We start from the raw sequence: 13,365 nt of genomic DNA, 5'->3' as shown, positions 1-13,365 counted from the left end.
GCTGTTTTTATCGGTATTCTTCTTGTTATCCCGGATTTTAATTTTTCAAATAATATCACTAAAGGGGGATTTTTCGGAATTATTTCAGGTTTTACCTTTGCAATTTTAGCCCTTGTAAACAGGAGAAATGCAAGACTCTGTGATTCCATTGCCGTTGCCTTTTATCAAAACCTTTTTGCTGCCGTGTTTTTAGTTTTACCAATCCTGACCCTGCAGATTGCCCCCCCGCAACTTTGGGATCTTCCCAATCTCATCTTTTTGGGGGTTGTTTGCACAGCCCTTGCCCATACTTTGTTTATAAAATCATTAATCTTTATAAGAGCACAAACCGCAGCAGTCATAGCAGGACTTGAGCCGGTTTACGGAATCATTCTTGCTTTTTTCATGCTCAATGAAATACCAGAGATAAGAACTCTTATCGGAGGGATGATCATCATTGGTACCACTATTTTTGCAGGAGGACGGTCAAGGAGGGGATAACCCCACTCCCTTTGTCTTTGCTGTTATTTCCTGTTTCACTTCCCGCGCAGGATTGAATTAATCACTCCATGGGAAAAAGGTTGGGATATCTTTTTTTTACCGGTTAAAGGGGGTTTTTCCAGAGGGCTGTGGGAAGATCCACTGAAGATTGTAATATCCTGGTTGCCAAATTCGATCTGATATCTGGGTCTGATCCCTTTTCCAGTGGTACTGAAACAGACCCTGGCATCTGTATCATCTCCCATATTTGCAATTAATTTTTTCAAAAAAACAGGCGTCAGTTGCCCCACACGTTCTTCATCCCATACGATAGCAATTTTTGTTCCTTTTTTCCCGCTTTTGTTAGCTGGTCTTTTTTTAGGTTTCAGTTTTTCGATACTGATTGACAATGCCTTTAACTTTAAACCCAAATTTTTTACAGACCGTTCCTGGATCTCGCCTTCGGCCTGAGGCCTCAGTATATCCACTTGGGTATATGCCTCCTGGTAACAAACCTGTGAGGTTTCACGATCCTTTTGGTCGATTAATAGATTGATATTTTCGCACTGCCGGTTTATTGCCTGTCTGGATTCTCGAAATTTGTCGGGTTCCATCTCTCCTCCTTATCTTAAAAATTGATATATTTATAAAACGTACACCGAGTGGACACAGAATTCAAGGGGCTATCAAAATGAAACCAAAATTTTCTTAAAAAATAGTTGTTTTTTGTCAAAAGACGTATGGAAAAATATTAATTTAAGATCGGCCTTGAATAGTTTTGACCCTCCCCACAAGGCCGTTTTCCAAGCGGACCTTGATCCCATGAGGATGTGTAGCGGATTTTGTCAGAATATCCTGAACTATTCCTTTGGTAAGCTTTCCGGTTCTCTGGTCTTTCTTTAATACAATGAAAACCTCTGAATGATCAGGGAGAGAGAACATGTAAAATAAAAAATTGTTATAGATATTTAATCTATGTGTTTATTGTTTTTTTCATCCAGTACTTCACGAATTGAAAGAAGTAGATTCTGACTGCTGATAGGTTTTTGAATATATTTTTTAATACCAAGTATTAACGCTTTCAGTTCAGAGATATTTTCACTATATCCCGTACAAAGAATAATGGGCAAATCATCTCGGATATTTAAAATCCTTTTTGAAAGTTCATCGCCTGCCATTTGAGGCATGGTCATGTCAGTAATAATGAGATCAAATTGAAATGGATTATTTTCAAATTCTTTAAAGGCATGTGCACCATTTGAAAAAGTGCTCACTTTATACCCGTAATCTTTTAACAGCTCCTTGGTTGATAAAAGGATGCTCTCATCATCATCAACGACCATAATCCTTTCCGTGCCGCAGGCTATGGGCTTTGAGTTATTCGTCAACTCCTTGGAAATTGCTTTTTTATCTGATATAGGAAAAAAGATATGAAATGTTGATCCCTTTCCGAGAATACTATGGACTTTCACATACCCCCCATGCTCTTTAACAATCCCATAAACCAATGCCAAGCCCAAGCCGTTACCTTCTCCAACTTTTTTAGTAGTAAAATATGGATTGAATATTTCTCTTAGGATTTCTTCATCCATACCGTGACCTGTGTCACTGACTTCCAGCTTAAGATATTTACCGGACAATATATTGAGGTCAAAGATATTGTCTTGATCTGAAATTTGTGTTTCTTTCAATTCAATGGATAATATTCCCCCGCTATCACCACGCATTGCATGATAAGCGTTTATACACAGGTTCATAATGACTTGATGAATCTGTGTGCCGTCTGCCAGAATGGTTGCATCAGAAAGGATATTCTTCCTGATTTCTATGGTCGCCGGGATTGAGGATCGCAGTAACTTAAGTGCCTCTTTCACCACAATTGAAATATTCAGTAAATGTTTTTCGGGTTTCGTCTGTCTGCTGAAAGCAAGTATTTGCTGAATCAGCTCGGCAGCCCTTTTAGCTCCTTTTATAATCTGACCGATATGACCCTTTGCTTTTACAGGATTTTCAATATTTCTTTTTGCCAATTCAGAATATCCAAAAATACCGGAAAGGATATTATTGAAATCATGGGCAACACCTCCGGCCAAAGTCCCAATAGCTTCCATTTTGCGCGACTGAAAAAGTTCGATTTCAAGTTTTTCCTTTTCCATACGTTCGGTGATATCTACAAGAGATCCTTCGTAATAAAGGAATTCACCCTCTACGTCGCGGATAGCTCTCACAGTCTGCGTCCCCCAGAACATACTGCCGTCTTTACGTAGAAACCGTATTTCAGTTCCACTTATATAACCCTTCTCTTGTATAATATCATTTGTTTTATGATAATCTGCAGGATTTACGTGGCATTGTTTTGCAATGTCAGTAATTGTCGAGATTAAATCTTCTGGCGAATCATAGCCGAACATATGAGCCATGGAATGATTAACGCTAATAAAACTATCTTCCTGTGTTATTTGAAATAACCCCTCAATAGCTCTCTCAAATATGTTGCGATATTTTTCCTCGGATTTTTCAAGTGTTTTGTTTGCTTGCCGCACATTGTTTACCATGGCCTGCATAGCGGTAAGCAACGTTCCTGTTTCGTCCATGGAAGTGATCTCAAATTGGATGTCTAAGTTTCCTTCGGATACTTTTTTAGCCACATCTACAGCAAGGTTCAGATTTGTGATAATCCTACGAATAAAGAGCACAGCAATAAAAAATGATAAGATAATAACCGCTATCGTTCCCATCATAATCGCACGTATTTTATCCCTGCTTTTTTTAGTAATTATTTTTTCTTTGTCCAGCAAATCTGATTGGATTTTATTGAGCTTGTCTAACGAAATAATGACTTGTAATCTTCCAATCGGATCGCCTTGGTCATCGAAAGGGTGAGAATAGACCAGTTGATTGTCTATAATTTCAAAAATTGGAATGTCGTGCTTGATGTCCAGTAGCATCTCATCCGGAATCGGCTGTCCTATCAATTTGGGGGCTTGCAGATCGCTATGTGGTGTTCCATCCGCTAAAACCCTTTCATCCGTATCGACAAAATATGCACTCTGGATGGCAGCATACTGCATTAATTGAGATAAAATGATCGTCAATTCGGCGGGTTCAGGCCCCAACAGGGGATTAAACGAAATTTCTTTAGTCAGCTCCATCAATTGAAAAATACTGTCCATATGTACTTGTTTCACAGCCATTGAAGAGGTTTTTGCTTCTTTACTCATGAAATCGATGACAATGGAAATTTGATTGTAGAAAAAAATAAATATTCCTATGTACATAAGAGTTAATAATAAAGGGCTGATTATAATTTTTTTAAAAATCGTCATGTTTGATTTCTACCGCTTTTCTAACGGTTGTACCCATGATTTGGGCGGGATCTCCTTCAAATTCACAAAAACCGGTGAAATGCATATGTTTCAGAGTGTTTTGCGCAGCAGGGTCGTCCTTCATCTTTAACAATATCTTTTTAAACTTATCATAGTCGAAACCCTCACGTACCAGAACAACCATTCGCGGCACATACGGAGATTCCGCAAGGACCCGAAAGAGTCCGTAATCAGAATTCTTGTCCAAAAAATTTTTCTGTATTCCACCAGCATGAGCGCGTTTGCCGGTTTTTACCTGAACTATCGTATTCACATCCTCTTTGGTAAAATAGTAAGCAATTTTTCCTGGAATGGGTTTACGTGAATATTGCAACTCCATCCCGGCATTTCTTAAAATATTACTGGGTAAATAATAAGAAGATGTCGAGTATTCCCTTTCAAATGCGATCACTTTTCCTTTTAATTCGGATAAGCTGTGAATAAGTGAGTCCTTTTTGACAAAAATGACGGAATTATAACGTTTTACCCCTCCTTTCATACCTATCAGGATAGGAACAGCACCAGCTTCATCCATTAATTTAATAGCTGTAGCCGGGGTGTTAAAGATAAAATCGAACTCTCCCGCCTTTAAATTATTGATTGCTATCTCTATGGTCTTGTATACAATTATTTTTCCTGTATTAATTTTATTTGACTTCAAATAATTAATTAATGGTGTGTATTTTTTTATTTCATAAGATGCGTTATCACTTAGATCCCCCATATTTAACTTATCTGAAGCTGATGTGGTATTGGGAATAAAGTTTACCGCGCAAAATATTGCGCAACAAACAAGGGTTAAAAAAGACCTATTTAATTGGTTCATAATAGCCTCCAATTATGAAAATATGAATTTTACTTAAAAAAACCTGAGTATGTACACCTGGAAAATATACAACATTTTTAAAACAAAATGTAGGTTTACTTTTTGTAATATCAATATTTTATATGATATTTAAACAACGCTCTACGAAAAATATTCTACTTTTAATGAAAACCCTACTGATTCGCATGCCGGTACATCTGAAATTTTTTCAATCTACTTGTGATTACCAGGACAGTAAATAAGTTTATACTTGACAGACACTGTTTGTATACAATAAGTATCTATAAAATATAGAAGGTGAATAATATGAAAACAGAATCATTAAAAATAAAGGTCTATAAGTCCCTTCGCCTTGATATAGTATCAGGGAAGCTGGCAGGTGGCACAAGAATCACTGAAACTGCCGTGGCTGACTCGCTCAATGTCAGCCGCACACCGGTAAGAGAAGCTTTGCAGAAGCTTTCCCAGGAAAGGCTGTTAATTTCAATTCCCAAAGCCGGGTATATGGTAGAAAATTTGTCAGATAATGAAATCCAGGACCTGTTCACCACTCGAATGGAAATTGAACAGATCGCCATTCAAAAAGCAATTAAATACATCACTGCGGAGGAATTAAAAAACCTGGATGACAACCTGGAACAGACAAAGGCATCCATCAAATCAGGGGAAAATTTTAAAATAACTGAACTTGATATCGAATTTCATTCCATTATTTATAAGGCTGCTAGAAACAAATCTCTTTTTAGAGTGTGCAAAAACTTAAGTGACTTAACCATAAAATACCGACACGGGTTAAATCTTGTTCCGAACTTATGGAATGAACTCCTTCAACAACATATACTGATTTATCAGGCCCTTATTTCCAAAGACAGGGAAAAGACGGCACAGGCTATTGCACTGCATGCCCGGCATGCCAAATCCCATCTAATGGATATTATGAAAAAAGTGCGGTCCGATACCTTTAGCCGGGAAGATTTTTATTAATCGACCTGGCATCCCCGATTTAATAAATCAGGGAATGCCATTTTAGAAAAGCCCTTAATACCTCCCTAAGATTCTTAAATTTTCCGATTTTTCCTGAAGTTTTTCCATGACAGGTGCAAATTCGGAAAGTTCAATATCGGCTTCAATATCTACATAGAACATATATTCCCAAGGTTTTCCAAGCATGGGGCGTGATTCAAGTTTGACCAGATTGATCTGATATTCTGAAAACACTTTCATCACTTCAAATAATGCACCGGGTTTATTGCCGGTGGAAAAAATAATAGATGTTTTATTCGCTTTTTTGTGACCTTTTATCTCTTTGGCAATTATAGCAAACCTTGTATAATTCCTTGGATTATCTTCAATGGACTTTTCTATGATATTCATATTAAAAATCTTTGCAGCCATGGTTGATCCGATAGCTGCAGCATGTTTGTCATCGGAATCCCTGATGTGTCTCACTGCACTGGATGTGGCTTTTACAGGGACCAATTCAATATCAGGATATTGATCCAGGTAATTTTTGCATTGAGAAAATGCCGGCGGTGGTGCAAGGATTTTTTTAATTTCATTCTTTGAAACATTTTCATGGGCAATTAACGCATGTTTAATCCTTATGGTAATCTCTCCGATAATTTTTAGATCATATTCCTGGAGCAAATCAAAATTCTCATGGATGGACCCGGAAAGAGAATTTTCCAACGGGATAATACCATATTGGCAGGTCCCGGTTTGCACGGCTTGGAAAATATCTTTAAATGTTTTCATGGGAACCGGTGTGATCTCTTCACCGAAAAATCCAAGGCTTGCCTTATGGCTGTAAGCACCGTATTCGCCAATAAAAGCGGCTGTTTTTGAATCTTCCGTTTTTGGATTGTTGATGATTTCTGATTTCCTCAAATAGTCGAAATCAAGTTGCTTACCCACAACCGGCGCAATCACGTAGATATCCCTGGTCAGTTGACCGAATTGTTCCGGATAAAGACTCTGGGGCCCGTCTGACAGTGCCTGGTCCGGGTTATTATGGACCTCAATCATAAGGGCATCCGCTCCTGCTGCCACTGCAGCTCTTGCCATGGGACTTACTTTTTCCCTCATACCTGTTGCATGACTTGGATCAATCATAATGGGCAGATGGGTTAATTTTTTCAAAACCGGAATAGCTGAAAGATCCAGTGTGTTTCTTGTATAGGGTTCAAAAGTTCTGATACCCCTTTCACAAAGAATGATATTGCTGTTTCCTTCCGCCATGATATATTCTGCAGACATCAGCCACTCCTGTATGGTGGAGGCAAGTCCTCTTTTCAACACAACCGGTTTACCCATGCGGCCCACACATTTTAAAAGCTCAAAATTCTGCATATTACGGGCACCAATCTGAACCACATCAATATATTTCATCATCAGATCCGCCTGGGAAACCGATGTGATTTCCGTGACCACACCAAGTCCTGTCTTATCCCTGACATCTGCCAGAATTCTAAGCCCTTCTTCTTCCAGGCCCTGAAAAGAATATGGCGAAGACCTGGGTTTATATGCCCCCCCACGAAAAAGAACCGCACCATATTTTTTCACTTCTTTTGCAATGGTCATGGCCTGGGTCTGGCTTTCAACGGCGCAAGGTCCTGCCACAATGACAACCCGGTCTTCCCCCACCACAACATTACCGATTTTTACCCTGGTATCTTCTGTTTTAAATTCACGACTGACAAGTTTATGGGATGTTTTTATCGGGACAGCATCAGCAACACCATCCATTTGTTTAAATTCATCCAGGCTTTTCCTGGTTTTGCCGATAATTCCGATTATATCTCTGCCTGCATCAGTGATTTCATGTGTGATACACCCTTCATCAGAAAGCATATTTTTAATTTTACCCTTCTGGTTCTGAGTAATTTTGCTTTCAAGTACAAGAATCATTTTCTCCCCCTGTTAAAATATATAAAAAATAAAAAAAGGCCCCGGAAAAATTTTCCCGGAGCCTGAAAATTAAAACGCCCCGGGTGGCTTGTATGTCCACCCGGAGCGTTATTTAATTAAAAAATATAACGTCACATCGGATGAACGCTCCTAAAAAAGAAAAAGAAACGTTCAAAATTAAAACTATTTATATATGCCATTTTATTCATTTTTCACCTAAAATATTTTGCACAACCTACAGATTATTTCAATTCATGTCAATATAAATAATTAGTCCTCCCCTTTTTCCTTAAAAAAGGAACACCCTCTTTATCTGTCAATAGAAACCTCAAACACACCGATCATGTCTCTTAGTTTTAAAGAAAGATCAGACAGATTCCGTGCGCTCTTTTTCATCTGGTTGCTGCGGGAGGTCATATCAACTGCCACACTATTCATCTTTGAAATATCACTGGAGATTTCAGAAGAGACTTGGGAACTCTGGGCAACATTCTCATTGACATCTCCAATACCAGTGGATGCCTGTTCTATATTTTGTGCCACCTCGGTTGCAGAAGCAGACTGCTCTTCAATGGCTGCGGCAATAGCAGCCACGATTTCAGTCACTTCTGAAATAACCTGCATAACCTGGTCTACATCCCTTACTGTATCATCTGTAGATTTTTGAATGCCTTTAATTTTATCTTTAATATCCAGGGTAGCCTCTGCTGTCTTGCTTGCAAGGCCCTTTATTTCACTTGCCACAACTGCAAATCCTTTTCCCGTCTCACCTGCCCTTGCCGCTTCAATGGTCGCATTCAAGGCCAGCAGATTGGTTTGTCCGGCAATATCAGTAATGACCTCTGTAACCTTATTAATATCCCGGGCAGAGGTGCCCAGCAATGTCACCCTTTGGGACGCTTTTTTCACTGTATGTGAAGCATTTTGGGTAACCCCTCTTGCTTTTTCACAATTGGAAGCTATCTCGCCCAGTGTCAGCTTCATCTGGCCTGCTGCACCGGTCACCGTCCCAAGGTTTGTGGAGGCCTGTTCACTGGCGGCGGCAACAGAATTCATACTTGAACTCATTTCTTCTGCCGCGGTTGCAACTGAGCTTGATCTTCCCGACAAATTTTCTGTATCCTCGGCCATCTGCTCTGAAATAGATAAAAGTTCTTCTGATGAAGCCGTCACAGTCTCGGAATTACTGCCGATATCCACGATGATATTATTCAACCGGGCAATAAAGGCATTAAACCATTTTGCAAGCTCCCCGATTTCATCTTTTGTATCAATATCAATTCGCCGGGTTAAATCACCTTCTCCCTGGGAAATGTCTTTTAATGCCCCCACAACCATCTTGATCGGTGTGATAATGATTCTTGTAAGAAAAAATGCAATCAGAACTCCAAAAATCACCGCACAAAGACTGACAATGGTTATAAAAACTGTTGATTTATTTATCTGGGCCTGCATCTGTGTGTGCTGTAAATCTTTTGATTCTAAACATATTTTTTGAATATTTGCTGCACTGGATTCCATTGCAATTTTGGCAGTCTGCTGGGTTTTCATTAAACCGGCATAACGCTTAAATGATGACAGGTAATTTTTAACCTCTTTCTGGATCCCATCCAGGGGTTTTGTTTTATCCTTATCATCGATATTCTCTATTACTCGTGCAATCACCTTATCTATGGACTCAATGTTCCGGGTAATTTTCTCAAAAATCTCATCATCCTCTGTGTGAATAAAATCTTTTTCCAAAATTCTTGTATTTAAAAGAATTTTTGCAATCTGATCCGCCCCTAAGGATAGTTCCATCATCTGTCCTGAAAAAATCTGAACATCCTCCACATAAAATTCAAGCTGCTCCTGCATTTCCTGCTGGAAAATAACAATGGACCTATTCAACTCTTTGATGGCTTTAATAAAAGCAATATTGTTGTCATCAGTTTTGCTGTCAAAAAAAAGATTGGCCTTGTCCATGCATTCCGTATGTTTTAAAAGGACTTGTTCAAGACTCTTTTTTGAAATATCTTGAACTAATAAGGGATTGACCTCATCTGCCGTCATTTTCAAATTTCTATGATGTCCTTTCCATTGTTCATATATTGAGATATTGCGAATATTGGACCCTGCCAATACCATCCTATATCCTTTTGCATTTAAAAATGCATCATTAATTTTAACGGCAAAACTGACTCTTTGCCTCATGCTTGAAATTTTTGTTTCGCTTTCATTTCTTAATTGATCATATTTCGCTTTTTGTTCATCTCGAATTTTAGCTGTTGTTTCAAGCGCCAGGCTGGCTTTATGATTCATGTCGCTCATAAGGGTGTCTTTTTCGCCGGCAAGAACCACATAATCTTTAAATGCATTATTATAAATATCTGATTTTTTAATGATATCATTTGCTTGTTTTTTTATATTCTTTGATTGGGCATCATCTAATATCTCCCTGGTTTGCTTTTTCAACGATGTAATTTCATCTTCTACGACACTAACTGCTTTGGGATCATTGGTAAGAATAAATTTTTTCTCATTTTGCCTGGCTTCTAATATGTGATTCACTAGAAATTGAAACTGATTTGCTGAATTCACTTTTTCAACTACCCGGGTTAGTCCAAGCCGCCCTGCAAACGCAAGAACAATCAATAAAATAAGAATAATAACGAATCCACTGATAATTTTTTTTGCAAGGCTAAAATTTTTTAGCATTTTCTCTCCTTATAATGCATGTTAGAATCACGCTTTTTTTAAAATGGTTCCCCTATGGATTGCAAGAGAAATGAAGTAAGGAAGACCTTTTTTAAATTTTATGTTTTCAATTTCAGTATAATTACCGTTCTTGTAGGGAGATAAAGGCTCAAAAGACTTCCTTTGTCGGATCTCTTTGGATCGACGATGGTAAAATGGACCTGGCCTTGTTCAAGCCTGCCTTTTCCGCCAAATCGGATTTCATCAGAATTGAGATCCACCCTGTATTCACCCGCAGGGGCAGCAAACATATAATCTGAGAAAGACTTTGAATGATGAAAATTAAAAACAAAGATTATTTTTTTTCTTTCGAAAGCAATGACCTTGTCATCTTCATGGATACATAAAAGATTTACATCAGGTGAAGAAAAAAGATCAGAGTCCTTTACAATAGCGATCATATTTTTATCAAATTCAAAAAGGCAGGAAAAATATAAATCCTTATCATATTTTAATGACCACTGACGTCTGGCATAGTGAAAGGAATAATTGTTTTTCTCGGTGGGAAAATCCACCCACTCAGGATGCCCGAACTCATTGCCCATAAAATTCAGATAACCTGAACCTGCCGTTGCAATGGTAATCAAACGAATCATCTTATGCAGGGCCACACCCCTGAGGGTTTCAATACTCTCATTATCCTTTTTCATGGAAGTATAGATATGGCTGCCCATGAGGTGCATGATAAGCGTTTTATCACCCACCAGTGCCTGGTCGTGGGATTCGGCATAGCTGATGGTCTTTTCTTCTTTTCTTTTTGTTGTCAGTTCGCGCCAGAGACTACCAAGGTGCCACTGCTCATCTTTAAATTCTTTTAACAGGCGTATCCAGAAATCAGCTATTCCCATGGCATACCGGTAATCAAACCCTGTCCCCCCTTTTAAAATAGGAGCGGCAAGTCCGGGGTATCCGCTGACATCTTCGGCAATGGTGGTGAAATCCGGGTTGATGTCATGAACAAGGCTGTTTGCAAGAAATAAATAAGATAAGGCATCCACATCAACATCACTCCCATAGTAATCATCATAGCTTGTAAATGCCCGCCCAAGTCCATGATCCTCAAACAGCATGCTGGTAATACCGTCAAACCTGCACCCGTCAATTTTAAATTCTTTGATCCAGAATTTTAAATTGGATAAAAGAAATTTTAATACGTAAGATTTACTATAATCAAAGCATCTTGAATCCCATTGCCGGTGATAGCCCTTGGGCCCGTCATGAAAAAACTGGTAACCGGTGCCGTCAAATTTTGCAATGCCTTCCACCTCATTATTTACAGCATGGGAATGAATGATATCCATAAAAACCCTTATGCCTCTTTTGTGGGTAGCATCAATCAGGCTCTTAAATTCTTCAGGGGTTCCAAATCTTGAGGAAGGTGCAAAAAAATTTGCAACATGATAACCGAATGAGCCGTAATACGGATGCTCCTGAATCGCCATCAATTGAACGACATTATATCCGGCATCGGCTATTTTGGGCAAAATATTATGTTCAAACTCAGCATATGTCCCTATTCTGCCATCCTCCAATGCCATCCCTACATGGGTTTCATAGATCAGAAGAGATTCCTTTGGAGGTGAAAATTTTTTTATCTTCCACTTGTATTTTTCTTGTGGGTGCCAGACCTGGGCATTAAAAATGAGCGTGTGCGAATCCTGAACCACCCGTGTAGCTGCCGTAGGAATCCGATCCCCTTCCCCTCCCGGCCAGACAAGTTTGAGCCTGAAAAGATCCCCATGTGAGAATGTCTCTTTTGGAAACAATCTTTCAAACACATGGTTGTCTTTTCTTTTGATCTGCAAGTCTTTATTTTTCTGCCAGGATGTTTTTTCACAAACAATAAAAATTTCACTGGCATTGGGTGCCCATTCCCTGAATACCCATGAACCCTTATCCTCATCAAAATGAAGACCGAAAATCTTGTGGTAATCTGCAAAAAAGCCTAAAGATCCCTTATTTTCCTGTTTTATTTTTTCCTCAAGCTCAATGGCTCTTAATCGTCTTGATGATATAATATCAGCATAGGCAAGAAGATAAGGGTCATTAAAAATTGCCGGGTCTGACAAGGAACGGCCTTTTAAGCATTTTTTCATATAAGTTTATATAGTCTTCCGCACATCGGCTATGGTTAAATTCAAGCACACTCTCGATCATAATCCGGTTAATTTGTTCTTCTTTTATGTCCGGGTCAAGGGAATGAAAGTCCATGGCCCTGTCAATGGCCCATTTAAACCCGCTGGCATCATGGACATTAAATAAAAATCCATTGCCTATATTATTTTCATGATCCAGTTGATGGATAGTGTCATGCAAGCCCCCTGTATCGTGGACAATGGGTAATGTCCCATAGATACCGCCCACCATCTGGGGAAGACCGCAGGGTTCAAAGGATGACGGCATAAACAAAAAATCACTGGCTGCAAAGGCCTGGTGCGACAGCCCCTCATTAAATCCGCAAATGGCGACCCGGTTCCCGAGGCCATGAAACCTGACAATATCACGAAAATGTTTCTTATATTCTCCACTGGCCACAGACACAATCTGGAGATTGGCATCCCAGTATTGAGATACAATATCATACATGATCTGAGCCAGAAGCTGGCACCCTTTCTGTACAGGATCAAGCCTTGACGGCCAGAAAAACATGACTGCGTTCTCATCTTGATCAAGATCGAGTATCTTTTGAAGACAGGTTTTATTTCTGGCCTTCTGTTTCCTGTGATTTTTCGGCCCGTAATTATACCGGATCATCTCATCAACAGCAGGGTTGAATTCCGGTTCAGGTGCATTCAAAACTCCTGTGGCACATCCGGCATGATATTTATTGATCAACTCATTTTTTAAACAATCTTCAACAAATGGATGACGGTTTTCAACAATTTCAGTTAAAAAAGTCGGACTGACTGTATTGACATAATGAGCCGCAAACACACCGGAACTTAAAAAATCCACCCGGTTCCAGTCCCGGCTTTCTTCATAATTATAAGGCGTTTTTTTGAAAAACAGCCATTGCCAGAAGGATGCGGCATCAATGCCACGATCCTCAATTTCCGCCATGGTGGATGTCAT

At 39.2% G+C, this 13,365-nt stretch carries 10 protein-coding genes; 2 read left to right on the top strand and 8 right to left on the bottom strand.

The genetic code is table 11. From position 1 onward, the window contains the following. Window positions 1–480: DMT family transporter (locus K8S13_RS19900; RefSeq protein WP_291465334.1), on the top strand; the 480-nt coding region annotated here is incomplete at its 5' end. 35 nt (window positions 481–515) lie between these two features. Here K8S13_RS19900 and K8S13_RS19895 read toward each other — a convergent pair. The 4 genes from K8S13_RS19895 to K8S13_RS19880 all read right to left on the bottom strand — a co-directional run bounded on the left by K8S13_RS19895 (window position 516) and on the right by K8S13_RS19880 (window position 4,650). Beyond that, on the bottom strand, window positions 516–1,073 hold the full coding sequence (locus K8S13_RS19895) for a hypothetical protein (RefSeq protein ID WP_291465332.1): 558 nt from the start codon (window positions 1,071–1,073) through the stop codon (window positions 516–518). 142 nt (window positions 1,074–1,215) lie between these two features. Further along, complete coding sequence (locus tag K8S13_RS19890) at window positions 1,216–1,401, bottom strand: YwbE family protein (protein ID WP_291465330.1); 186 nt, start codon at window positions 1,399–1,401, stop codon at window positions 1,216–1,218. A gap of 26 nt (window positions 1,402–1,427) precedes the next feature. Continuing rightward, the gene (locus tag K8S13_RS19885) at window positions 1,428–3,785 is read right to left on the bottom strand and encodes a response regulator (RefSeq protein ID WP_291465328.1); all 2,358 of its coding nucleotides are present in this window, start codon (window positions 3,783–3,785) and stop codon (window positions 1,428–1,430) included. Beyond that, window positions 3,772–4,650 carry a phosphate/phosphite/phosphonate ABC transporter substrate-binding protein gene (locus K8S13_RS19880; protein ID WP_291465326.1) on the bottom strand — a complete coding sequence of 293 codons (879 nt, stop codon included), beginning with the start codon at window positions 4,648–4,650 and terminating at the stop codon, window positions 3,772–3,774. Before K8S13_RS19880 ends, K8S13_RS19885 begins: the two co-directional genes overlap by 14 nt. Before the next feature lie 306 nt (window positions 4,651–4,956). On the opposite strand from K8S13_RS19880, the gene K8S13_RS19875 reads away from it, so the two are divergent. After that, on the top strand, window positions 4,957–5,634 hold the full coding sequence (locus K8S13_RS19875) for a GntR family transcriptional regulator (protein ID WP_291465324.1): 678 nt from the start codon (window positions 4,957–4,959) through the stop codon (window positions 5,632–5,634). Between the two features lie 54 nt (window positions 5,635–5,688). Here K8S13_RS19875 and aroF read toward each other — a convergent pair whose 3' ends face one another. The 4 genes from aroF to K8S13_RS19855 all read right to left on the bottom strand — a co-directional run. Beyond that, window positions 5,689–7,557, bottom strand: a complete 1,869-nt coding sequence (aroF, locus tag K8S13_RS19870) for a 3-deoxy-7-phosphoheptulonate synthase (RefSeq protein ID WP_291465322.1) — start codon at window positions 7,555–7,557, stop codon at window positions 5,689–5,691. Window positions 7,558–7,866: 309 nt separating this feature from the next. Then, the gene (locus K8S13_RS19865; RefSeq protein WP_291465320.1) at window positions 7,867–10,254 is read right to left on the bottom strand and encodes a methyl-accepting chemotaxis protein; all 2,388 of its coding nucleotides are present in this window, start codon (window positions 10,252–10,254) and stop codon (window positions 7,867–7,869) included. Window positions 10,255–10,352: 98 nt separating this feature from the next. Next, window positions 10,353–12,389, bottom strand: coding sequence for an alpha amylase C-terminal domain-containing protein (locus tag K8S13_RS19860; protein WP_291465317.1), 2,037 nt, complete (start codon window positions 12,387–12,389; stop codon window positions 10,353–10,355). Then, the coding region (locus tag K8S13_RS19855) for a glycosyltransferase (RefSeq protein ID WP_291465315.1) at window positions 12,340–13,365 on the bottom strand (1,026 nt) is incomplete at its 5' end. The genes K8S13_RS19855 and K8S13_RS19860, both read right to left, overlap by 50 nt.

The sequence above is a fragment of the Desulfobacula sp. genome (assembly GCF_021107415.1).
Note: the sequence above shows the minus strand (reverse complement) of the source record. Positions and strands in the feature narration are given on the sequence as shown.

What these genes read in the sequence shown, in the direction of transcription:
- aroF (WP_291465322.1), bottom strand. Translation starts at nt 7,557, where the DNA reads ATGATTCTTGTACTTGAAAGCAAAATTACTCAGAACCAGAAGGGTAAA.
- K8S13_RS19890 (WP_291465330.1), bottom strand. Translation starts at nt 1,401, where the DNA reads ATGTTCTCTCTCCCTGATCATTCAGAGGTTTTCATTGTATTAAAGAAA.
- K8S13_RS19895 (WP_291465332.1), bottom strand. Translation starts at nt 1,073, where the DNA reads ATGGAACCCGACAAATTTCGAGAATCCAGACAGGCAATAAACCGGCAG.
- K8S13_RS19860 (WP_291465317.1), bottom strand. Translation starts at nt 12,389, where the DNA reads ATGAAAAAATGCTTAAAAGGCCGTTCCTTGTCAGACCCGGCAATTTTT.
- K8S13_RS19880 (WP_291465326.1), bottom strand. Translation starts at nt 4,650, where the DNA reads ATGAACCAATTAAATAGGTCTTTTTTAACCCTTGTTTGTTGCGCAATA.
- K8S13_RS19885 (WP_291465328.1), bottom strand. Translation starts at nt 3,785, where the DNA reads ATGACGATTTTTAAAAAAATTATAATCAGCCCTTTATTATTAACTCTT.
- K8S13_RS19875 (WP_291465324.1), top strand. Translation starts at nt 4,957, where the DNA reads ATGAAAACAGAATCATTAAAAATAAAGGTCTATAAGTCCCTTCGCCTT.
- K8S13_RS19865 (WP_291465320.1), bottom strand. Translation starts at nt 10,254, where the DNA reads ATGCTAAAAAATTTTAGCCTTGCAAAAAAAATTATCAGTGGATTCGTT.